Here is a 21,423-nt window from a genome sequence, read left to right on the forward strand (position 1 = left end):
TACTTTATTATTCGAATCACTCAATTCCACGAGAACCTTCTCATCCGATCATTGAGTTTACATTATATAGGCACGCTGGAGCTTATACGTCGCACCCTTAAAACATAAGCAAATGACTTCCATATTAGAATCACAAAAAAGGCAATACACATAGACATGGGTACAGCATAAAAACCCTCTTCGCCCTGGAGCCAGTAAGCGCCAGCCAAGAAAACAAACAAGCCAACCACTTGGCTGTACAAAAGGGGTTTATCAAACCCAAACGCATAAAGTCCAAGATGTGGAATCATACTCACCGAGTACACAGCGACTGCCAACAACAACCAATATAAAATATGAATATTCTCTGAATAAATAGCATTATTCAACCAGTGTAAAACGAGACCACTAACTCCATAACATGCCAACACAAGGAATGCCGTGACGCCTAAAACGTTAAATGCAAGCATCTTCATCTGCTTGCGGAATAGTGGCAGATCTCCTTTTTTCGCAGACGACACCAATTTCGGATAGAAAAACACAATCACACCCGCATCCAAAAAAGACAGCACTGCAGATGCCATTCCGACAAACAACACGTAGGCCCCCAGGACTTCAAGGCTAGCGGTACTCTCAATAAAATACCTGTCAAAGGTGAAGACACCTCTCATGGCAAGGCTGGCAACCAGCAATGGGATCGCAATCTTCACCCCCCGGGAAACCCAGCTCCAGTTTATTTTTCGGCGCAGGGAATTCCGGTCAAATTCAGAAATCTTCTTTATAGCCAGTATACAGCCCAGCAAGCAACCTACGACCCAACCTCCGAGCAATACGTCCAAGTTTCGGGCCGACACATCCACCCACATGACGACGACCACTGCCAGACACCAAGCGCCGCTGCGTAAAAAAAGCACCACGCTGGCTAACAGCTGTTGAGAGATGGCAACCAATATACGATTGAGTTCCTGAGCTATATGCTCAAGCAACGCCAGGACGAGAAACCAGAATACGTGTGACCATGGGAGCCACCCCATATAGAATATGAAAAGCGCGCAAGGCAGGAATATGCAGTACAAAACCCCATACAAGGCCAACTGATCCCGGATCATCCCCAACCAATGTTTGGAGTCCTCACCGATCATTTCTCGCGTGGAAAAATTATAGAACTCAAAACCGATAACGTAGAGGGCATAGCCAATAGTTGCAGAAAGCAATCCATATAACCCTACCTCACTTGCCTGAAGAAATTTAGCAAGAAAAAATAGCAGTACAAACTTACTGACGAGCGTCATCCCACGCAATGTGATATTGGCGACACGGACTACGTGTTCTCTTAACATAAAACCAACCGCCAGACGTTCATGTAGTAGGTATAGAGCTAAGCTGCCGTGTACGGGAAAACAACAAGCGTCGGCCGGCCCAAATACAAATATAGAAGCCCATATTAAAGAGCGCTATCCACTGAAACATACTCCCCCTGAACATACTTAAGAACAGCAACAGTTCAGAGACATAAATAAATAGAAAAACAGGCCCACCTCTGAACCTGAAATAATACAAACCACATATATAGAGCGAGCACAACAGAACAGGAATAAACCAGAAAATGTAACTACCGTAATTCAAATACAACTCTGTTTCTATAGGCCATTGTTGGGTCGCAGATTCATCAAACCATTGAGAAGGGAAGTAAATGGACGTCAGCCAACGACTGATATCATGCAAATATCCCTCTGACGGAACCCCCACAAATGTCATCCATTTTTTAAACGGAAAGTCGAACGTAAGGAAAAAATCAGGTGGCATGTCCCTTAAAATCATATCGTGCAGAAAGATAGTGTTGAAATAATTTAGAAAGTACTCCAATAACATTTCAGGCGTATTATAAAATCCATTGGACCGGAAATACATGGAAAAACTAAACAGCAGGACAAATCCTGCAAAGATCAAACTGGCTTTTATAAGTGTCAATTTAAATGTACATAGCCACGGCAGGCTAAAAAATATCAGGAAATAAAATATCCTACTCTTAATCCCTTGAATATAGGCACAAAAAACCAACACCACCAGGACCAAAAGCACCAATGGCACATTAAGTCGCGTTTTTGTTCGCCAATGTACGCCCAATGCAAAAGCAAGAAAGTTCGCCCCCATCAAGAGCAGAAAATTCAATACCCCATACCCTTTCTTTTTCTCAAGATAGGTTTTACTGTAATCGCTGAACCAAGCATCCATACCGCCGGTAACCTGGAAGAAATAAATACCTCCTAGCAAAACGACGAAGGCCAATAGCGCGATTCCGATGGGCCTTACCTGATACTCAAAAAAAATATCAGACGTGTGGCGACGGTCTATTATTAACTCAAGCAAGCGAGTTATCAGGAAAAAAAGTGTGAACACATAAGCATAAGACAACACTGCCTCGTTGGAGAGCGCCGCCCAGTCATTTATTTTTCCCCAGGGAAGCACATATTGCCAACTCAGAGCTTCAAGGATATAAAAAAGTGACGCGGGGAAAACAAAATATAGAAAGTAACTTGCAAACACTATATTTGAAGGACTCAGCACATGCTTATTTCTCAACAGAAAATAAACACAAAGCATGTATCCAATAACGAGGAGTATCATAAAGTTAAGTCGCCGCCAATGAAGTAGCATTAAGCATTAGACGCTCGACCAACAACGATACAGGCCTCATAGTGAAAACCCATCATCAACAATTATATTTTGCCCATTAACATATTTCGCGCTTTCAGACAGCAAGAATAGAACAGTGCCGGTGACATCACTAATATCAAGCATGCCCTTACCCATACAGTATGATTTATACTTCTCCAAAAAAGGCTGAGGCTGGTTGTCAAATATACCGCCTGGGCTCACACAGTTTGATCGGAACAAGCTATTAGACACGTAAGCGGTTAAATATTTACTCAACTGCAGGACACCCGCCTTTATTGCCGCATACTCGACTGGCATTGTCATGGCGGTGTTTTCATATATTTCAAACCGCGGAGCAATAACGCCATAAACCGAAGAAATATTGACCAGCGAAAATGCCTGCTGCTCCCTCTGGAAATACGCGGCACATTGCTGCATAAACAAGAACGTGGCACCCAGATGAAGACTTACATTTTCATTAAAGTGCTCTAGCTCGACATCAAACAACTTTGCACCATAATGCTTATTTCTCGGATATGCACAGTTGGCCGCGCCATCCAACCCCTTGGCCCCCTTAAAAAAAGCTTTGACGGCTTGGGCATCATTCAAGTCAAGTTCTACGAGTGTTAAATTACCACTGGCGTCGAAACCAGATACCTTTTCCAGGCGAGAAAGCATTGCCTGCCGGTTTATATCTGCGGCGATGACAGACGCGCCTTGCCCCAGCAAGGCCGACACAAGATTTGATCCGAGCAAACCACCCGCACCCACAACAAGAATAGTTTTATTTTCCAACATGTACAGTATCCTTACTTTCTAAAAACATTTCGGCCAACTTGAAATCATAAATATCATCAATATCGACCGCACGCTCGCGTGGTATAACAACGGATTTTACGCGACCTGAAAAAATACGCTCATTGGACATAATGAATTCTGGGCGAGCCACATAAGCCACTGTCGTCATGTCATACACGACCGGCGCATCTTGACGACGACTTACCTGCGAGCCCGAACACACCAATTGGCTGGCTCCTTCTTCATCACGTACAACCATATTGAAGTATGGACTTCGTGAAGCGGGTGTAACTGTAACGACTACGTCCGACTGTTCATCAAGGCTTGCCATGCATTGCTGAACGTCTCCAACGTTCCTCAAGGGGCTCGTCGCGGGTAAACTCACAAATACATCGAAACTATCTCCCTGAGCTTGTAACGTCTCGATCGCATGCCGCCACGCGAGCCATTCTGAAGCAGTATCCGTGGCCAGTTCGTCAGGTCTCATGATTACTGTGGCCTGGAAAGCTTCTGCCACTGCCGCAATTTCGGCAGAATCGGTAGAGACAAAAATCTTGTCTATACCCGGCACCTGCTGAGCGACACAGATGGAATGCGCTAAGAGCGGCTTCCCTCCCAGTAACTTAATGTTTTTTCCCGGCAACCCCTTGGAATTGCCCCGCGCAAAAATAAAAGCATAGGTGCTCACGCTTGACTCTCCTCAATCTTGACCGACAGCCCTGTCAAAGCAGACGCCTTCATTGCTTCAATCAGATATAGCGTGTTAAGCCCTTCGTTAATGCTGATGGCCGGGGAGACGTTCCCACTGGCAACATCTGAAAAATGCCGAAGTTGATCAAGGTACATATTATTCCTGTCATACTCGGAATCTTCGAACAGTACCCTTTTTTCATTTGCGCCCGTACGGAGAGTAATTGTATTGCTGATGATATCCCAAACCAATGTTCCGAGCGCTCCGATTACTTTGCACGTGCGCACGGGAGATCGCTGTAGAAAATCCATATGCACCGCAACAGTGAGGCGGTCCTCGCGCACTAACAGCGCATCCGCGACATCTTCAACATTTACATCCAACGTACCAGTATTTCTAGAGACGCAATAGGCAGTTTCAAATCTACCAAACAGCCAACCTAAGTAATCGAGATCATGACTGAGCTCGAGCAATACACCACCGCCCAATTCTTTACGAGCAGAGACATTCCTCCGGTAGTCACTCGCCGGGCGCCAATCGGGCAAATACTGACCGACGTCAACGCTGACCCCCTGCACTGACCCCACTACCTGATCTTCAAGCAAAGCCTTAAATTTAACAGCCGATGGCAAGAAGCGAAGATTGTACGCAACTTCAATTTTATCCTGATGTGCTAACAACGTACTTTCGTACAACCTAAAATTTTTTAATGAATCAGACAGCGGCTTTTCAATTAATAATGGAATATTTTTCTGCAGCAACTGTGCGGCATTCTCTATATGCCAAGGTGCTGGTGAAGCAATAATAGCAAACGCATATTCATTTTCGAGCGCCTGCGCCAGCGTGTTATAAATCACTATCCCTTCGCCCACTTCACTTGCAGAGATAGTTCTGCCTGAAGCAGAAACACACCCTATTGTCGTGTGACTACCGCCGAAAAGCCTTTTGAGATTTGCAAGATGACGCTTTGCAATACTACCGCTGCCGATGACTAGATAATTCACCTGCTCGCTCATAGCCCACCGAACTCTTGCTGCGCCCGCTGGAAATCTTCCATCCGGCCTATATCAAGCCAATATTCATGAACGGGAAACATATTTACATCTCGACCCGCCGCGATTTCGCCTTCCAATAACGTGGGCATGTCCACCCGTGTTTTCGCGGCGACACTCTTCACTAATTCTGGCGAGAGCAAATAAATACCCGCATTGATGAAAAAGTGCTGAATCGGCTTTTCGACCATAGAGCGTATGCGATGACCATCACTTTGTATCACACCATAAGGAACGCAATACTCGTATTCACGCACACACATAGTCGCGGCGCCCTGGTGCTCTTGATGAAACTCAAGAAGATTTTCAAAATTCAACGTGGTTAACAGATCACCGTTCATCAAGAACAGCGGAGCATCTATTTCATCGTGAGGCAACAGCCCCAGTGCTCCCCCCGTTCCCAAGGGTTCATCTTCATGAATGTAGCGAATGGAGACTCCCCACTGGCTACCATCGCCAAAGTGCTCCCTAATCATTTCAGGCATGTAGTGAGTCGAGATGAAAAATCTGTGGAAGCCAGAACTAATGAACCTCTCTAGAATTAACTCGAGAATGGGCTTGTCTCCCACCTTGAGCAGCGGTTTTGGACAGTTATGTGTCAACGGTCGCAAACGAGTGCCGAAACCGCCCGCCATCAAAAAAACTGGATTATCACGACGCCTGCGGGTCAACAACTCATGCAACGTCTCAAGCCCGATAACTTTACCTTCAGTGTCTATTACCGGTAACTGCAATAATTGGTAGGTGTCCATAACCGCCATAATGCGCTCACGGCTCCAGTTAGGACCGGCAGTGCGCGGCGTCGTGCACATCACATCTTTGACTTGCGTGGACAAAGCCTTCTGTTTCAACAACGCTCGACGCACGTCGCCATCAGTCAAAGTACCTAACAGGCAGCGTTCCTCGTCGACAATCATAACGATACGCACAGCAACACGATCAAGTGTCGCGATGGCCTCCTCCATTGAGCACTCTGGACCGACGAGTGTTAACTCCCACTGTTTCATTGATTACCTTCTCTATTTGTCTCGTCAGGAACGAATTTGGAACGCGCCGCTTGTCCTAATAAAACATTACGGGCTGCCAGGTCACGAACCATGACCGTCCCGGCACCGACGACAGCGTACTCGCCCAGCATCAAGCCCTGAATAACAGTTGCTCCCGCACCTACAAATGTGCCGGTGCCTATCTGAACGTTCCCGCAGAGGGTCGCTCCGGGGGCGATGTGTACATGGGCAGCCACAGTGCAATCATGATCCACGCTGGCTCGGGTATTGATAATGGTATTGCATCCCAGGATCACATCTGGCTGGATGATAGCGCCGGCCATTACTTGTACTCCCTGACCCAGCACAGCGGATTCATCCACACAAGCAGACGGGTGTACAAGTGGAGGAAATAGAAACCCCCTGGCTACCGCCAACTCATAAATGGTCCGTCGAAGAGTACTCCCAACTACCTGACCAATGCCGTTTATCAGACCGACGCGCGCGCGATCAAGCGGTTCCAACGCATCATCCCCACCCAACACGGTAAGTCCGCGCCACATCAGGACGCCTGAACGGTGAAGCTCTGGATCACAGACGCCTATCACGTGCAAACCCGAGGCCTTTGCAAGTGAAAGCAGGACCTTGGCATGCCCGCCCGCGCCCAGCATCACCAAGTTCAATGATGGGTTAGATGGCTGATTCATTAATTGATGGTCTCACCGGCCTGCACGGCAAATTTGCTGCGGGTTCCAACCAACTCCCACAACGCTGTGGGCGGCAATCCCGAGCCGGCGCGCGCCGTTGTCAAATCGTCCCTGCCAATGATGGAGCCTTCAGCAATATCGCGCGCCGCCACTACCTGCTGGCGCGCGGCCCTGCGGGTGTCCCATTCACTGGGTTGAGGCGCCTTGCAGGCATCGCCCAAGGCCAACTCCAGCACGCGGATCTGGCTAATCATTGCCTTTAATTCGCCGGGCTCAAGGGATGCCTTATGATCCGGCCCTGGCATAGCGCGGTCCAACGTGAAATGTTTCTCGATGACCCTAGCGCCTCGGGCTACCGCAGCGACGGAAATCAAGCCACCTTCCGTATGATCGGAGTAACCCACCGCCAGATCGAACGCTTTTAACGTATCCATTGCGCGCAAGTTCACTTCCTCCCACGGCGTAGGGTACTGGGAGGTGCAATGTAGTAAGGTGACATGTCGCTTGAGACGTGCGCGAGTTTGCGGCTCGCTCCAGCTCTTCCAAACCTCGTCCATGTTCGCAGGCTCTCGATCAGACGCCAGCGCATGTGCAACGATCGCCAGGCCCTGCTCGACTTCGCTCAATGTAGCCATACCGGTCGACAACACGAGTGGCTTTCCAGTATGTGCAAACTGCCACAAAAGCGGACCGTTCGTGAGTTCGCCGGAAGGCACTTTGAAAAATGGCAGATCCATCTCACACAAAAAAGTCAGGCTATCGGTATCGAATGCCGTGGATAAAAACTCAATCCCTCTACTATGTGCATGAGCCTGAAGATCCGCATGCCATTCTTTGGGCAATTCAAGTTTTTTGAGCATGGCAAGTTGGCTTTCGGCCGCGTCGGTACTCTGCTTTTGATAAGAGGCCTTGGGAGCCGCCTTCGACGCTAGACGTGCGGCATCAAAGGTTTGAAATTTCACTGCATCAGCACCCGCTTCAGCCGCTGCGTCCACGAGGGCAAACGCAAGGGCTCGCTCACCATTATGGTTAACGCCGGCCTCAGCGATGATATAGACCGAGTCTTCGTTAGATACTTTCATGGTTTAGCTCAAATCGTGAAATGACTTGTGATATTCCCCGTGGAAACGCTCGAGGACGTCCATAATGCCACGCACAGCATTGCCAGCACCGTAGGGGTTTACCGCCTTCTTACAGGTTTCAGCGAACGAGTCAGTCAGTGCAAGGCGTATTGCATTTCCGATGGATTCAGCATCCGGAGCACAGTGGACAACCGATGCCGAGGATAAACGACCGGTCTGTCGTGCACCTATGTTAACTGTCGGCACGCCAAACGCCGGCACCTCAATAATGCCACTGGAGGAGTTGCCTACGACCGCATCCGCCAGCGCTACCACACTCAGATAACGCCGAAATCCGAGCGAAGGTATGGGTATTACTCGTTCGGGGCTACGCTGCGCATACTCCTCCAGCAGGGGAATTATCGCGCGACCGCCATTATCGGCATTAGGGTAGGTAAGAATGACTTTATGTTCAGGAAACTGATCAAGCGCCGACAATAGCGCATTGAAACTTCGGACAGGATCTTCCTCGAGTGCGGTCACCGGATGGTAAGTCACCAACAGGAACGGCCCATCCAACGCAAAGTCCAGGCTTTGTGCTAGTTCGTCCCGAGTCATACGTGGGCTACGCAGCAAATGGTCAAGCCCCATCGCACCCACATTAAATACTCGTTCAGGTGATTCGCCCATCTGAATAACGCGTTGGCGATAGGGTTCGGCGGCTACGAAATGAAAGAACGCCATTTTGGTAATAGCGTGTCGGATGGCGTCATCGTAGGCCCCCTCGGTAATCTCGCCACCATGCAGGTGCGCAACCGGAATCTTCATGATCAATGCCGCTTGTACGATGGCGAGTGCCTCAAACCGATCTCCCAGCACTATCAAGATCCCGGGTCGCAACCGGTCCAAAGCATCAGCGAAGCCCAGCGTACCGAGCCCCATCGACTTGACAACACCAACATCGCTATCGGAAGACAAAAGCATTTCAACTTTTGCGTCAATGGTGAACCCGTCGGCTTCTATGCCCCTCCACGTTTCACCAAACTCAGGCGAGAGGTGCATGCCACTTACAATCACTTGCAGCGCCATGCTCTGGCTGGCGTGAATATCTTTCATCAGCCAATAGAGCAATCCATATTCGGCACGCGTGCCTGTGAACACTGCAACGTTACGCTTCAAACCTGCAACTCCGGCACCACACTACTCGGCAGATTGACAACACGTTGCTCGAGCCATAATGCATTAGTCAATTCGCCCCGCAGGCTTGAAGAGTAAGCGGGCAAATGGCTCATCAACTTCCAGATAGGTCGCGTCATGACACCAGCCTGATTGCTGAAAGCCAACAATTCATCACGCTGTCCAAGGTCCTCACAGATGATCGCGTTAAGCCAATAGTTGGAACGACACCCTTGAGGTTCAACAACAAACTGGAAGGGTCCGCCCTCCAGGAATGACTGGTAACGCGCTGCAAGAAGACGCTTTGCGCTAATAAACGAGTCCAGCTGTTCAAGCTGGGCACATCCCAAAGCGGCGTTAAGATTAGGCAAGCGATAGTTGTAGCCCACCTCATCATGAACGTACTCATAGGGGTGAGCTTTTTTCGCAGTCGTGGTCAAGTGCTTTGCCCGGGCACCCAAAGCCTCTCCCGCCAGGATCATGCCCCCACCACCTGTTGTGATGGTCTTGTTTCCGTTGAAGCTCAGAGTGCCAACAGCACCAAATGTACCGGTGTGCCGCCCTTTATAGAGACTCCCCAGCGACTCGGCAGCATCCTCGACTATCACCAGCCCCCAGCGGGTGCAAACTTCAATCAACAGGTCGAGTTCGACCGGATGACCAAAAGTATGCATGGGCAGGCAGGCACGGATAATTTTGTCGCTTTCTTTAACCCGGCAAGCGCCATCGCTATCCAGGTAAGCAAACTCCTGCAACCAGCACTCCATCGCTACCGGCGAAAGCCCCAGCGTGTGCTTGTCTACGTCAATGAATACTGGCTCCGCACCGCAGTAAGCAATGGCATTGCAAGTCGCCACAAAGGTAAGTGGCTGTGTGAGCACCAGATCACCGGCCTTAACACCCGCCAACATCAGTGCGACATGCAATGCGGCCGTGCCATTGACGGTCGCAACCGCCCGGGGACTGCCGGTGTAGGTTTCCATGTCTCGCTCGAATCGATCAACGAAAGCCCCAACGCTGGAAACAAACGTTGAATCTATGGTTTCGAGGACGTAGCTTTTTTCGTTCCCGCCAAATATTGGCGCATGCAAAGGAATGAACTCGTTGGTACGGTATTGCTCGCGTACAAATTTCACCAGAGCGTCAAGCATGATGGCGCCTCAGACGTTGTAGAGATCGGCTTTGTATTTAGCCAGGTTCTCAGGCCGAGTAAACCAATCAATTGTTTCCTGCAGCCCTTGTCGGATCGAGTACTGTGGCTGGAACCCCGTTAGACCCTGAATCTTGGTGTTATCACACCACAACCGGAACACCTCGGATTTCTCAGGGCGCAGACGCTGGTCATCCATCAAGAACTCGACATCACTGCTCATCAACTCGCGGATGAGGTTCAGCGTGTCACCCACAGTGATTTCAAAGTTTGAGCCGATATTGACGATCTCACCTACAGCCTTGTCGCAGCGCAGGAGTTCTAGAAAGCCGCGGCAGGTATCAGCTACATAGTTGAAGTCGCGAGTGGGTGAAACATCACCCAGCTTGATCTGCTTCTTGCCACTGGCAATCTGAGTGATGATTGTGGGAATCACAGCACGTGCAGACTGACGAGGCCCATAAGTGTTGAAGGGACGTGCGATGGTCAGAGGCAAATCAAATGCGTTGAAAAAGCTCATGGCCATTGCATCGGCGCCCATCTTAGAGGCGCTGTAAGGTGATTGCGGCTGAAGCGGGTGTTTCTCATCAATAGGCACGTATTGCGCAGTACCGTAGACTTCGCTGGTGGACGTGTGGATCACCCGTTGCACACCATTGTCAATTGCAGCCTGGCAAATATTCAGCGTACCTTTGACGTTAGTATCCACATAGCTGTCGGGCGCCACATAGGAATAAGGAATAGCAATCAACGCCGCCAAGTGAAAAACAGCATCGACACCTTTAGTGATGTGTTTGCAATAATGCGGATCGCGCACGTCACCATTCAAAACCTCAATATCTTTCAGGCAACTTACATCCTCAAGCCAGCCCCAGTAATTAAAGGAATTATATTGAGATAGCGCCTTTACCTTGTACCCTTCCCGAACCAATAGCTCAGTCAGGTGCGATCCAATAAATCCATCCGCTCCGGTCACTAAAACTGTTTTCATCATTTCACCTTGACTGTAAACCTAACTACGACGTGACTTCGCTATGTGACGCGAGCAAAAATATGCTAAAGCCCCCATCAGCCTGCACTCACCGCCCATTTAATCGATGAATGCATGGAATTCTTCTACTGACAATTTACAGACTTTGACCTCATAAAACCAGTCGCGAGGCTGGCCAGCGCCGGCCGCATGGGGCGCAACCCCGACCTGGAAGCCACTCCTACCCTGACCCACGTGAAAGCCAGCCGAAACCCAAAAAAAATAACTCACCGAAACACAACTATGCATACCAGTATTCATCGGCGATAGATTTAGATTTCAATGCCGCCCAGCATATTAAAATCCCGGGCCGAGCCTCCAAGGCGGCGACTCGAAATATCGATCCATGTCCAACCAAAAAAAACAAATAAATAAATTCGATAATTCAAACACAAGCCCGTCTAAAAAGGACCACAATCAACAGCTGCCGAACTAACCCTGCTAACGATATCACTTGATCTTTCGTTCCGACTAAAGATGCAGACAAAGACTGCACGCCGACGCCCACCCGTCAGCGCACACCACTTAGCGATTTCATTAATCTTAACAATAAAAATCTTACCGCGAGAGCACAACACCCTCAACCGCTAACGGAAATGACTTGATTACACTGATATAGCACAAAGACGCGAACCATGACGCTCGCACACCACCAGGGCAGTCAGCATCATGAGGAGGCCTACAAGCGCATGGCTACTTGAGTGATAAGCGGCTTAGCTAGCGACCCGAGGAGACCGACAGACGACTTGCCTTACGCCGAAAAATAAAGCCAAGAAGAGGCCCTAAAAGGAGACCCACTAACAGAGAAAGCGCGATAAAGATAGAGACCGGTATTTGCGGAGTGGCCCAACCCAGAAAGGAAAGGGCGAGCACTTGCTGATTCTCCAGTACAAATACCAAAACGCCCAGCGCTACGATAAGCAGAATTAGAGCAAGCAAAGCTCGCCTAGCGTGATACATATCCCTCTCCTGATTTAAAACGACTCAAACACCTTCATCCTCATCCTCATTCACCCGATCCCGCAACTCCTTCCCCGGCTTGAAATGAGGCACAAATTTCCCATCCAGACTCACCGACTGCCCAGTCTTGGGGTTCCGCCCTACGCGCGGTGCGCGGTAGTGCAGGGAGAAGCTGCCAAACCCACGGATCTCAATCCGATCCCCGGTAGCCAGGCACTGGGACATTTGCTCGAGCATGGTCTTGATGGCCAGCTCGACATCCTTGGATGAGAGCAGCCCTTGATGGGTGACAATTCGTTCGATCAACTCCGACTTCGTCATATTTTTCCCTTCTTTTTCAAGCAGCTAGGAAAAGCGCTTCGAAGGTTTTAGCATGACTTGATGAATTTGAACAGCCCGCACAGCAACTTATCTCCGGGATAGATGGAAGCCTGTCTGGCCGGCGCGACGCCATCAATTGCAGATCACCAGCATGGTACGGGTTACGGCGCCAGCAGGGTTCCAGCCGAACAGGTAATCGCCCTCTTCATCCTTGGCATCGCTGGAGCGGGTGATCACCTTGTAACCCTGCATCTTGCACTCGCGGGCGGCGCGCTTCTCGCACTTCTCCCATTTGTTGCCCAAGCCCGAGCAATCGATCTCGATGCCGCTGACTCCACGCTTGGCGTGGGTCTTGGCGCTGGTACTGGAGCAACCTGCAAGCACTACTAGCACTGCAAATAGCACGATAAGCCTGTTCATTTAAATCCTTATCAACACAACGACGCTGGAACAGCTTTCATGAAGACTATAGTCAGTTCTGACAGTGAGCTGTGCGTCTTGGCTCTCGATGTTGATTCAACGAATTTCAGGCACAAAAAAGGGCGACCGAAGTCGCCCTTTTTCTATGGTCTGACAGAACTTAGTTCTGTTTTTCCATTTGCGCACGCAGCAGAGCACCAAGCGTGGTGTCAACTGGAGCATCCGACGAGGCTGGCTTGTCGCGCAGGCTCTGGATGGCTTCTTTCTCTTCGATCTCGTCTTTCGACTTGATGGAGAGTTGGATTACGCGGCTCTTGCGGTCAACGCTGATGATCTTGGCTTCTACTTCCTGGCCTTCTTTCAGAACGTTGCGCGCGTCTTCAACGCGGTCACGGCTGATTTCGGAGGCTTTCAGAGTCGCTTCGATATCGTCGGCCAGAGTGATGATGGCGCCTTTAGCGTCAACTTCTTTCACAGTGCCCTTAACGATTGCGCCTTTGTCGTTCTCTTGAACGTACTCGGAGAACGGATCGCTTTCCAGCTGCTTGATACCCAGGGAGATGCGCTCGCGCTCTGGGTCAACCGACAGGATAACGGTGTCCAGCTCGTCGCCCTTCTTGAAACGACGAACAGCTTCTTCGCCCACTTCGTTCCAGGAGATGTCGGACAGGTGAACCAGGCCGTCGATGCCGCCGTCCAGACCAATGAAGATACCGAAATCGGTGATCGACTTGATGGTGCCGGAGATTTTATCGCCCTTGTTGAACTGGCCAGAGAAATCTTCCCATGGGTTAGATTTGCACTGCTTGATGCCCAGGGAGATACGACGACGCTCTTCGTCGATGTCCAGAACCATAACTTCCACTTCGTCGCCGACTTGTACGACTTTCGAAGGGTGGATGTTCTTGTTGGTCCAGTCCATTTCGGAAACGTGTACCAGGCCTTCCACACCTTCTTCCAGCTCTGCGAAGCAGCCGTAGTCGGTCAGGTTGGTAACACGCGCGGTCACGCGAGTGCTTTCTGGGTAACGGGCTTTGATAGCAACCCATGGATCTTCACCCAGCTGCTTCAGGCCCAGGGAAACACGGTTGCGCTCGCGATCGTATTTCAGAACCTTGACATCGATCTCGTCGCCAACGTTGACGATTTCGGAAGGATGCTTGATACGCTTCCAAGCCATGTCGGTAATGTGCAGCAGGCCATCGACGCCACCCAGATCGACGAATGCGCCGTAATCGGTGAGGTTCTTGACGATACCTTTGACTTGTTGGCCTTCCTGCAGGGATTCCAGCAGAGCTTCACGCTCGGCGGAGTTTTCTGCTTCCAGGACGCTGCGACGGGAAACGACAACGTTGTTGCGTTTCTGGTCGAGTTTGATGACCTTGAATTCGAGTTCTTTGCCTTCCAGGTGCGTGGTGTCGCGCACTGGACGAACGTCGACCAAAGAACCTGGCAGGAACGCACGGATGCCGTTAACGTCGACAGTGAAGCCGCCTTTAACCTTACCGTTGATAACGCCCTTGACCACTTCTTCAGCTGCGAAGGCTGCTTCGAGAACAATCCAGCATTCAGCGCGCTTGGCTTTTTCACGGGACAGCTTGGTTTCACCGAAACCGTCTTCAACCGAGTCCAGAGCAACGTGAACTTCGTCACCGACATTGATAGTCAGGTCGCCAGCATCGTTGTAGAACTGTTCCAGCGGGATCAGAGCTTCAGACTTCAGACCAGCGTGAACGGTTACCCAGCGAGCTTGGTAATCGATATCAACGATAACACCGGTGATGATGGAGCCTGCCTGAAGGTTCAGGGTTTTTAGGCTTTCTTCAAAGAGTTCCGCAAAGCTTTCGCTCATTTTAATTCCTGTTGATAAGGGCGAAGAATACGCCCATCTCCACACCCCAGACGGTGTGGGTTAGTTTCAATTAGAAGAAGCGCCCCAAGACTATGACTGGTCCCCTGCGGCCTTCTTGGTCACCCGGCGATATCGCGAATGGCGATTTCGCTCAAGATGCGTTCCAGCACCTGCTCGATGGACAACTCCGTGGAATCCAGCTGTATGGCATCAGCCGCCGGCTTTAGCGGGGCTACTGCGCGCTGGGTATCACGCTCATCGCGTGCACGGATCTCATCTAGCAGACTCGACAGACTAACACCATCGACTTTGCCCTTCAACTGCAAGTAGCGGCGGCGCGCCCGCTCCTCGGCACTGGCGGTCAGGAAAATCTTCAGCGGCGCCTCCGGAAACACTACCGTGCCCATGTCGCGACCATCGGCGACCAGGCCCGGCGGCTCCTGAAACGCGCGCTGACGCTGCAGCAAGGCATCGCGCACGGCCGGCAGCGCGGCAACCTGGGAGGCCCAGGAACCGACTTGTTCATTGCGCAGGTCATCGGTCACATCATCGCCTTCAAGGATGATGCGCTGGGGATGACCTTCCGTCGCCCCGACAAACTGCACATCAAGATGCGCCGCCAGCAGCTTCAGCGATTCTTCGTTGGTCAGGTCGACGCCATGGTTGCGTGCGGCAAACGCCAGCAGGCGGTACAGCGCGCCGGAATCGAGCAGACACCAGCCCAGGCGCTTGGCCAGGATGCCGGCGATCGTGCCTTTGCCCGAGCCACTTGGCCCGTCGATGGTAATCACCGGTGCTTTGATATTCACAATTGAGCCTCTTGGGCAACACGGATGCCGACGTGGGCACACAGTGTAAGAAAGTTCGGAAAAGACGTAGCAACATTGGCGCAGTCACGGATACGAATAGGTGCCGTCGCCCGCAGGGAAGCCACACTGAACGCCATGGCAATCCGGTGATCACCCTGGGCGTGCACTTCGCCACCGCCCATCAGGCCACCGTCAATGATAATCCCATCGGGAGTCGGTTCACACTTCACGCCCAACGCCAACAGACCGTCGGCCATGACCTGGATACGGTCGGATTCTTTCACGCGCAGCTCCTGCGCCCCGCGCAACACGGTGCGGCCCTTGGCACAGGCCGCGGCGACAAACAGCACCGGAAACTCATCGATCGCCAACGGCACCAAAGCCTCGGGGATCTCGATACCGTTCAGGGCCGCAGCACGCACACGCAAGTCCGCGACAGGCTCGCCGCCTACTTCACGCGGGTTTTCCAAGGTGATATCTGCGCCCATGAGCCGCAGGATATCGATCACCCCGGTCCGCGTCGGGTTGACGCCGACATGCTCCAGCAACAACTCGGAACCCTCGGCAATCGACGCCGCCACCAGGAAAAACGCCGACGAGGAAATATCCCCCGGCACTTCTATATGGGTAGCGGTCAGTGCATGACCCGATTGCACCGACGCGGTCGCGCCACTCACCGCCACGGGGTAGCCAAAACCGCGCAACATGCGCTCGGTATGGTCACGGGTCGGCGCGGGCTCGGCCACCGAAGTCTCGCCCTCGGCGTACAACCCGGCCAGTAACAGGCAGGATTTGACCTGCGCACTGGCCATCGGCATCGAATAGGCCAGGCCTTTCAGCACCTGGCCGCCGCGGATGGTCAACGGCGGACGCCCTTCCGGACCGGTCTCGATCACCGCGCCCATTTCCCGCAGCGGTTTGGCCACGCGGCTCATCGGACGCTTGGACAGGGACGCATCGCCGGTCAACACGCTGTCGAAGCTTTGCGCCGCCAACAACCCCGAAAGCAGCCGCATGGATGTGCCGGAGTTACCCAGGTAGATCGGCCCCGGCGCGGATTTCAAGCCATGCAAGCCCACGCCATGAATGGTCACGCGCCCATGGTGCGGACCTTCGATGACGACCCCCATGTCGCGAAAAGCCTGCAACGTCGCCAGGGCGTCTTCACCTTCGAGGAAACCTTCAACCTCTGTCACACCCTCGGCCAACGAGCCGAGCATGATCGAGCGATGCGAGATCGACTTGTCACCCGGCACCCGGATACGTCCGCTCAAGCGGCCGCCCGGGCTGGCGAGGAAGGTCAGGTCATCGGCGTTCACGGCAGTTTCCATATAGGCCCGGCGCGCCAGGATCTTGCTGAAATGCTCACGCGCCACCCGCGCACGGGTGAACACGCCCAACAACTGATGGCCATCCCCGGCATCAACCGCGTCGCGCAGGGCATCGAGGTCGCTGCGAAAGGTGTCCAGGGTGCGCAACACCGCTTCGCGGTTAGCGAGGAAGATGTCGTGCCACATCACGGGGTCGCTGCCGGCAATCCGCGTGAAATCGCGAAAGCCACCGGCGGCGTAACGGAAAATCTCGAGGTTTTCATTGCGCTTGGCCAGCGAGTCCACCAGGCCAAATGCCAGCAGATGCGGCAAATGACTGGTCGCCGCCAGCACTTCGTCGTGGCGCTCGACCTGCATATGCTCCACGTCAGCGCCCAGCTCACGCCACAGCCGGTCAACCACGGCCAACGCCGCAGGATCGGTCTGCTCGAGCGGCGTCAGGATCACCTTATGGCGCCGGAACAGCTGCGCATTCGATGCTTCAACCCCGCTCTGCTCGGAACCGGCAATCGGATGGCCCGGCACGAAGCGCGCGGGCATGCCGCCAAACGCCTGTTGCGCAGCGCGCACCACATTGCCCTTGGCGCTGCCGACGTCCGTCAGGATCGCCTGCCCCAGGTCCATGCCCGCCAATACCGCCAGCAATTTCTCCATGGCCAGGATCGGCACCGCCAACTGGATCACGTCAGCGCCCTGGCATGCGAGTGCCAGGTCCGCTTCGCAGCGATCCACCACGCCCAACTCGACCGCCAGCTTGCGCGATTGCGGGTCCAGGTCCACACCGACCACTTCGCCACACAACCCGCTCTCACGCAGGCCTTTGGCGAAGGAGCCACCGATCAACCCCAGACCGACCACCACCAGGCGACCGATCATAGGCACAACAGGTTGCAATGCAGTGACATCAACCACGAGCCAGAACCTTGGCCAACGCCTCCAGGAAGCGGCTGTTTTCTGCCGGCAAGCCAATGGTGATACGCAGGTGGTTCGGCATACCGTAGTTAGCCACCGGACGCACAATCACACCTTCGCGCAACAGGCCCTGGAATACCGGAGCAGCCACTTGGCCGAGGTCGACACAGATGAAGTTGCCCTTGGACGGAATCCAGCCCAGGCCCAGTTCGCGAAAGCCTGCCTGCAACTGCAGCATGCCGCTTTCGTTGATGCGCCGGCCCTCTTCCAGGTATTCGGCATCCTGCACGGCCGCACAGGCCGCCGCCAGCGCGAGGCTGTTGACGTTGAACGGTTGGCGCACGCGGTTCAGCACGTCCGCGACGACCGCCGTGGAGAGGCCGTAGCCCACCCGCAACGACGCCAGGCCATAGGCCTTGGAAAAGGTGCGCGAGACCAGCAGGTTCGGGTAGGCCGCCAGGAAGTCGAGGCCGTCCGGCAGGTCGCTGCCTTCGGCGTACTCGATGTAGGCCTCGTCCAGCACCACCAGCACGTGCTCCGGCACATCCTGCAGGAAGTCGTTCAGCGCCTGCGCGTCCAACCAGGTGCCAGTCGGGTTGTTCGGGTTGGCGATGAACACCACACGGGTCTGGGCGTCGATGGCTGCCAGCATGGCCGGCAGGTCGTGGCCCCACTCCTTCGCAGGAATGATGCGCGCATCAGCGCCGACCGCCTGGGTCACGATCGGATAGACCGCAAACGCGTGTTCGCTGAACACCGCGTTGAGGCCCGGCGCCAGGTAGGCACGGCCGACCAGCTCGAGAATGTCGTTGGAACCGTTGCCCAAGGTCACCTGGCTCAGCTCGACCCGGCACTTTTGCGCCAGCAGGGACTTGAGCGCAAAGCCGTTGCCATCGGGGTAACGGGTCAGCTCGGCCAGCTCCTCACGAATGGCCGCCAACACCTTGGGGCTTGGGCCCAGCGGGTTTTCGTTACTGGCCAACTTGACGATCTTCGAAGGATCCAGGTTCAACTCACGCGCCAGCTCGTCCACAGGCTTGCCTGGAACGTAAGGCGACAGTTGTTGCACGCCCGGCTGAGCCAGGGCGAGGAAGTTGCCACTCATGTTAAAGCCTCACAAAACCGCTTTCGGGTAAGAGCCCAGCACTTTGAGTGCCACGGCTTCCTGACTGATTTTCTCGAGCACACCCTTGACCAGCGGGTCGCGGTGATGGCCGACGAAGTCGATAAAGAACACGTAAGTCCATTTACCGCTGCGCGAAGGACGAGTCTCGATACGCGTCAGGTCAATCCCGTTGTCGTGGAACGGCACCAGCAGCTCATGCAGCGCGCCGGGCTTGTTGCTCATGGAGACGATGATCGACGTCTTGTCGTCGCCGGTCGGCGGCACTTCCTGGTTGCCGATCATCAGGAACCGCGTGGAGTTGTCCGGGCGATCCTCGATTTTCTCGGCCAGGCGCGTCAGGCCATACAGGCCTGCAGCCATGTCACCGGCAATGGCCGCCGAATTCCACTCACCCTTGACCCGCTTGGCCGCCTCGGCATTGCTGGACACCGCCACGCGTTCGACATTCGGATAATGCGCGTCCAGCCACTTGCGGCACTGGGCCAGCGACTGGGCGTGGGAGTAGATACGGCTGATGCTATCGGTCTTGGTGTTCTCGCCCACCAGCAGGTGGTGGTGGATGCGCAGCTCGACTTCGCCACAGATCACCATGTCGTGCTCGAGGAAGCTGTCCAGCGTGTGGTTGACCGCGCCTTCGGTGGAGTTTTCCACCGGCACCACGCCAAAGTTCACGGCACCAGCCGCCACTTCACGAAACACTTCGTCGATCGCCGCCATTGGCTTGCTGATCACCGCGTGGCCGAAGTGCTTCATGGCCGCCGCCTGGGTGAAGGTGCCTTCAGGCCCGAGGTAAGCCACTTTCAGTGGCTGCTCCAGCGCCAGGCAGGAAGACATGATTTCACGGAACAACCGCGCCATCTCTTCATTGCCCAATGGGCCCTTGTTGCGCTCCATCACGCGCTTGAGCACCTGGGCTTCACGCTCGGGCCGGTAGAACACTGGCACTTCGCCTTCGGCCAGGGAGGCCATCTTTACCCGTGCCACTTCCTGGGCGCACCGCGCGCGCTCACTGATCAGCTCCAGGACTTTCTCGTCCAGGCTGTCAATGCGCACGCGCAGGGCCTTGAGTTCTTGCTCAGACATTAGCCGTGTTCCTTTTCGAACTCTGCCATGTAGGCCACCAACGCGTTGATGGCGTGGATGTCGACAGCGTTGTAGATGGAGGCGCGCATGCCACCGACCGAACGGTGGCCCTTGAGGTTCAGCAGGCCGCGCGCGTCGGCACCGGCCAGGAACGGCTTGTCCAGGCGGTCATCGGCCAGGCGGAACGGCACGTTCATCCACGAGCGGTCGGTCAGGTTGATCGGGTTGCTGTACAGGCCGCTGGCGTCGATGAAGTCGTACAGGGTGCGCTTCTTCTCTTCGTTCAGCTTGCCCATGGCAGCCACGCCGCCCTGCTCCTTGAGCCACTCGAAGACCAGGCCGGACAGGTACCAGGCGAACGCCGGCGGGGTGTTGTACATCGAGCCGTTATCGGCCGCGACCTTGTAGTTGAGCATGGTCGGGCACAGCGAACGGGCACGCCCCAGCAGGTCTTCGCGGATGATGTTGACCAGGATGCCGCTCGGGCCGATGTTCTTCTGCGCGCCGGCGTAGATCATGCCGTACCTGGACACATCGATCGGGCGCGAGAGGATGTCCGAGGACATGTCGCACACCAGCGGGACGTCGCCTACTTCCGGTACCCAGTCGAATTCCAGGCCGCCGATGGTTTCGTTCGCTACGTAGTGCACGTAGGCCGCGTCCTTCGACAGCTTCCACTCGTTCTGGCCGGGAATGGCGAAGTAGTCGTAGGGCTTGGCGGTACCGGCAACGTTGACGTGACCGTAGCGCGAAGCCTCTTCAATGGCCTTCTGGCCCCAGATACCGGTGTCGATGTAGTCGGCGGTGCCGTCTTCCGGCAACAGGTTCAGGGGCAGCTGGGCGAACTGCTGGCTAGCGCCGCCCTGCAGGAACAACACTTTGTAGTTGGATGGGATGTCCAGCAAGTCGCGCAGATCCTGCTCGGCCTTGGTGGCAATGGACACGAACTCATCGCTGCGATGGCTCATTTCCATCACGGAGAGGCCTTTTCCATGCCAGTCGAGGAGTTCACCCTGCGCACGCTGCAGGACTGCTTCAGGAAGCGCCGCGGGACCGGCACAGAAGTTATAGGCTCTCTTGCTCACATCCAATCTCACTCTGATCTGGTGGGGCTGCAATCATGTTCGGCAACAACCTTTCTCTGGAGCGAACCCATGCGGGAGCTGGCTTGCCTGCGATAAGGGCACCTCGGTAGCGCAGTGATACCGTGGCGCTGCCATCGCGGGCAAGCCAGCTCCCACATTGAGCGCGTCCAGCCAAAGGACGTGTTATTTCACAAGGGACAAACAACAAGGGGGCGAATCTTCATCCGCCCCCTGTG

General features: G+C 53.8%; 20 protein-coding genes. All 20 read right to left on the minus strand.

The window, feature by feature from the left end; genetic code table 11:
- Positions 1-62: 62 nt before the first annotated feature.
- A complete protein-coding gene (locus BBG20_RS07530) occupies positions 63-1,319 on the minus strand; it encodes a lipopolysaccharide biosynthesis protein (protein WP_065901800.1) in 1,257 nt (418 codons plus the stop codon).
- Positions 1,320-1,338: 19 nt separating this feature from the next.
- Positions 1,339-2,547, minus strand: coding sequence for a hypothetical protein (locus tag BBG20_RS07535; protein WP_141697266.1), 1,209 nt, complete (start codon positions 2,545-2,547; stop codon positions 1,339-1,341).
- 126 nt (positions 2,548-2,673) lie between these two features.
- Positions 2,674-3,435 carry an oxidoreductase gene (locus BBG20_RS07540; RefSeq protein WP_065901804.1) on the minus strand — a complete coding sequence of 254 codons (762 nt, stop codon included), beginning with the start codon at positions 3,433-3,435 and terminating at the stop codon, positions 2,674-2,676.
- Positions 3,422-4,123, minus strand: a complete 702-nt coding sequence (locus BBG20_RS07545) for an acylneuraminate cytidylyltransferase family protein (protein WP_065901806.1) — start codon at positions 4,121-4,123, stop codon at positions 3,422-3,424. The genes BBG20_RS07540 and BBG20_RS07545 overlap by 14 nt, the downstream gene beginning before the upstream one ends.
- The gene (locus BBG20_RS07550) at positions 4,120-5,142 is read right to left on the minus strand and encodes a Gfo/Idh/MocA family protein (protein WP_065901808.1); all 1,023 of its coding nucleotides are present in this window, start codon (positions 5,140-5,142) and stop codon (positions 4,120-4,122) included. Before BBG20_RS07550 ends, BBG20_RS07545 begins: the two co-directional genes overlap by 4 nt.
- Positions 5,139-6,185, minus strand: coding sequence for a nucleotidyltransferase family protein (locus BBG20_RS07555; protein WP_065901810.1), 1,047 nt, complete (start codon positions 6,183-6,185; stop codon positions 5,139-5,141). The genes BBG20_RS07550 and BBG20_RS07555 overlap by 4 nt, the downstream gene beginning before the upstream one ends.
- Positions 6,182-6,871: an acetyltransferase gene (locus BBG20_RS07560; protein ID WP_065901812.1), complete on the minus strand. Its 690-nt coding sequence runs from the start codon at positions 6,869-6,871 to the stop codon at positions 6,182-6,184. The genes BBG20_RS07555 and BBG20_RS07560 overlap by 4 nt, the downstream gene beginning before the upstream one ends.
- Positions 6,871-7,953 carry an N-acetylneuraminate synthase gene (neuB, locus tag BBG20_RS07565; RefSeq protein ID WP_065901814.1) on the minus strand — a complete coding sequence of 361 codons (1,083 nt, stop codon included), beginning with the start codon at positions 7,951-7,953 and terminating at the stop codon, positions 6,871-6,873. Before neuB ends, BBG20_RS07560 begins: the two co-directional genes overlap by 1 nt.
- Positions 7,954-7,956: 3 nt before the next feature.
- Positions 7,957-9,111, minus strand: a complete 1,155-nt coding sequence (gene neuC, locus BBG20_RS07570; protein ID WP_065901816.1) for a UDP-N-acetylglucosamine 2-epimerase — start codon at positions 9,109-9,111, stop codon at positions 7,957-7,959.
- Entirely contained in the window at positions 9,108-10,259 is a 1,152-nt protein-coding gene (locus BBG20_RS07575) for a LegC family aminotransferase (protein ID WP_065901822.1), read from the minus strand. Before BBG20_RS07575 ends, neuC begins: the two co-directional genes overlap by 4 nt.
- Positions 10,260-10,268: 9 nt before the next feature.
- The gene (locus BBG20_RS07580) at positions 10,269-11,249 is read right to left on the minus strand and encodes an NAD-dependent 4,6-dehydratase LegB (RefSeq protein ID WP_065901824.1); all 981 of its coding nucleotides are present in this window, start codon (positions 11,247-11,249) and stop codon (positions 10,269-10,271) included.
- Between the two features lie 756 nt (positions 11,250-12,005).
- Positions 12,006-12,248, minus strand: coding sequence for a lipopolysaccharide assembly protein LapA domain-containing protein (locus BBG20_RS07585; protein WP_065901826.1), 243 nt, complete (start codon positions 12,246-12,248; stop codon positions 12,006-12,008).
- Between the two features lie 24 nt (positions 12,249-12,272).
- Positions 12,273-12,569 (minus strand): integration host factor subunit beta, encoded by a 297-nt coding sequence (ihfB, locus tag BBG20_RS07590; protein WP_065901828.1) that lies wholly within the window; start codon positions 12,567-12,569, stop codon positions 12,273-12,275.
- Positions 12,570-12,701: 132 nt separating this feature from the next.
- Positions 12,702-12,989, minus strand: coding sequence for a hypothetical protein (locus BBG20_RS07595; protein ID WP_065901830.1), 288 nt, complete (start codon positions 12,987-12,989; stop codon positions 12,702-12,704).
- 160 nt (positions 12,990-13,149) lie between these two features.
- On the minus strand, positions 13,150-14,841 hold the full coding sequence (rpsA, locus tag BBG20_RS07600; RefSeq protein ID WP_065901832.1) for a 30S ribosomal protein S1: 1,692 nt from the start codon (positions 14,839-14,841) through the stop codon (positions 13,150-13,152).
- Between the two features lie 119 nt (positions 14,842-14,960).
- Complete coding sequence (gene cmk, locus BBG20_RS07605; RefSeq protein ID WP_003172653.1) at positions 14,961-15,650, minus strand: (d)CMP kinase; 690 nt, start codon at positions 15,648-15,650, stop codon at positions 14,961-14,963.
- Complete coding sequence (locus BBG20_RS07610) at positions 15,647-17,857, minus strand: bifunctional prephenate dehydrogenase/3-phosphoshikimate 1-carboxyvinyltransferase (protein WP_065901834.1); 2,211 nt, start codon at positions 17,855-17,857, stop codon at positions 15,647-15,649. Before BBG20_RS07610 ends, cmk begins: the two co-directional genes overlap by 4 nt.
- A gap of 28 nt (positions 17,858-17,885) precedes the next feature.
- A complete protein-coding gene (gene hisC / locus BBG20_RS07615; RefSeq protein ID WP_065901836.1) occupies positions 17,886-18,998 on the minus strand; it encodes a histidinol-phosphate transaminase in 1,113 nt (370 codons plus the stop codon).
- A 9-nt stretch (positions 18,999-19,007) separates the two neighbouring features.
- Positions 19,008-20,102 (minus strand): prephenate dehydratase, encoded by a 1,095-nt coding sequence (gene pheA, locus BBG20_RS07620; protein WP_034096534.1) that lies wholly within the window; start codon positions 20,100-20,102, stop codon positions 19,008-19,010.
- Positions 20,102-21,187, minus strand: a complete 1,086-nt coding sequence (gene serC / locus BBG20_RS07625; RefSeq protein WP_065901837.1) for a 3-phosphoserine/phosphohydroxythreonine transaminase — start codon at positions 21,185-21,187, stop codon at positions 20,102-20,104. The genes pheA and serC overlap by 1 nt, the downstream gene beginning before the upstream one ends.
- Positions 21,188-21,423: the final 236 nt, after the last annotated feature.

The organism is Pseudomonas aylmerensis (genome assembly GCF_001702265.1).
Classification (GTDB): Bacteria; Pseudomonadota; Gammaproteobacteria; order Pseudomonadales; family Pseudomonadaceae; genus Aquipseudomonas; species Aquipseudomonas aylmerensis.

Coding starts and splice junctions, on each gene's coding strand:
- BBG20_RS07530 (WP_065901800.1), bottom strand. CDS start 1,319: ATGTTAAGAGAACACGTAGTCCGTGTCGCCAATATCACATTGCGTGGG.
- BBG20_RS07540 (WP_065901804.1), bottom strand. CDS start 3,435: ATGTTGGAAAATAAAACTATTCTTGTTGTGGGTGCGGGTGGTTTGCTC.
- BBG20_RS07550 (WP_065901808.1), bottom strand. CDS start 5,142: ATGAGCGAGCAGGTGAATTATCTAGTCATCGGCAGCGGTAGTATTGCA.
- BBG20_RS07555 (WP_065901810.1), bottom strand. CDS start 6,185: ATGAAACAGTGGGAGTTAACACTCGTCGGTCCAGAGTGCTCAATGGAG.
- BBG20_RS07560 (WP_065901812.1), bottom strand. CDS start 6,871: ATGAATCAGCCATCTAACCCATCATTGAACTTGGTGATGCTGGGCGCG.
- neuB (WP_065901814.1), bottom strand. CDS start 7,953: ATGAAAGTATCTAACGAAGACTCGGTCTATATCATCGCTGAGGCCGGC.
- BBG20_RS07575 (WP_065901822.1), bottom strand. CDS start 10,259: ATGCTTGACGCTCTGGTGAAATTTGTACGCGAGCAATACCGTACCAAC.
- BBG20_RS07580 (WP_065901824.1), bottom strand. CDS start 11,249: ATGAAAACAGTTTTAGTGACCGGAGCGGATGGATTTATTGGATCGCAC.
- BBG20_RS07585 (WP_065901826.1), bottom strand. CDS start 12,248: ATGTATCACGCTAGGCGAGCTTTGCTTGCTCTAATTCTGCTTATCGTA.
- ihfB (WP_065901828.1), bottom strand. CDS start 12,569: ATGACGAAGTCGGAGTTGATCGAACGAATTGTCACCCATCAAGGGCTG.
- BBG20_RS07595 (WP_065901830.1), bottom strand. CDS start 12,989: ATGAACAGGCTTATCGTGCTATTTGCAGTGCTAGTAGTGCTTGCAGGT.
- rpsA (WP_065901832.1), bottom strand. CDS start 14,841: ATGAGCGAAAGCTTTGCGGAACTCTTTGAAGAAAGCCTAAAAACCCTG.
- BBG20_RS07610 (WP_065901834.1), bottom strand. CDS start 17,857: ATGATCGGTCGCCTGGTGGTGGTCGGTCTGGGGTTGATCGGTGGCTCC.
- hisC (WP_065901836.1), bottom strand. CDS start 18,998: ATGAGTGGCAACTTCCTCGCCCTGGCTCAGCCGGGCGTGCAACAACTG.
- pheA (WP_034096534.1), bottom strand. CDS start 20,102: ATGTCTGAGCAAGAACTCAAGGCCCTGCGCGTGCGCATTGACAGCCTG.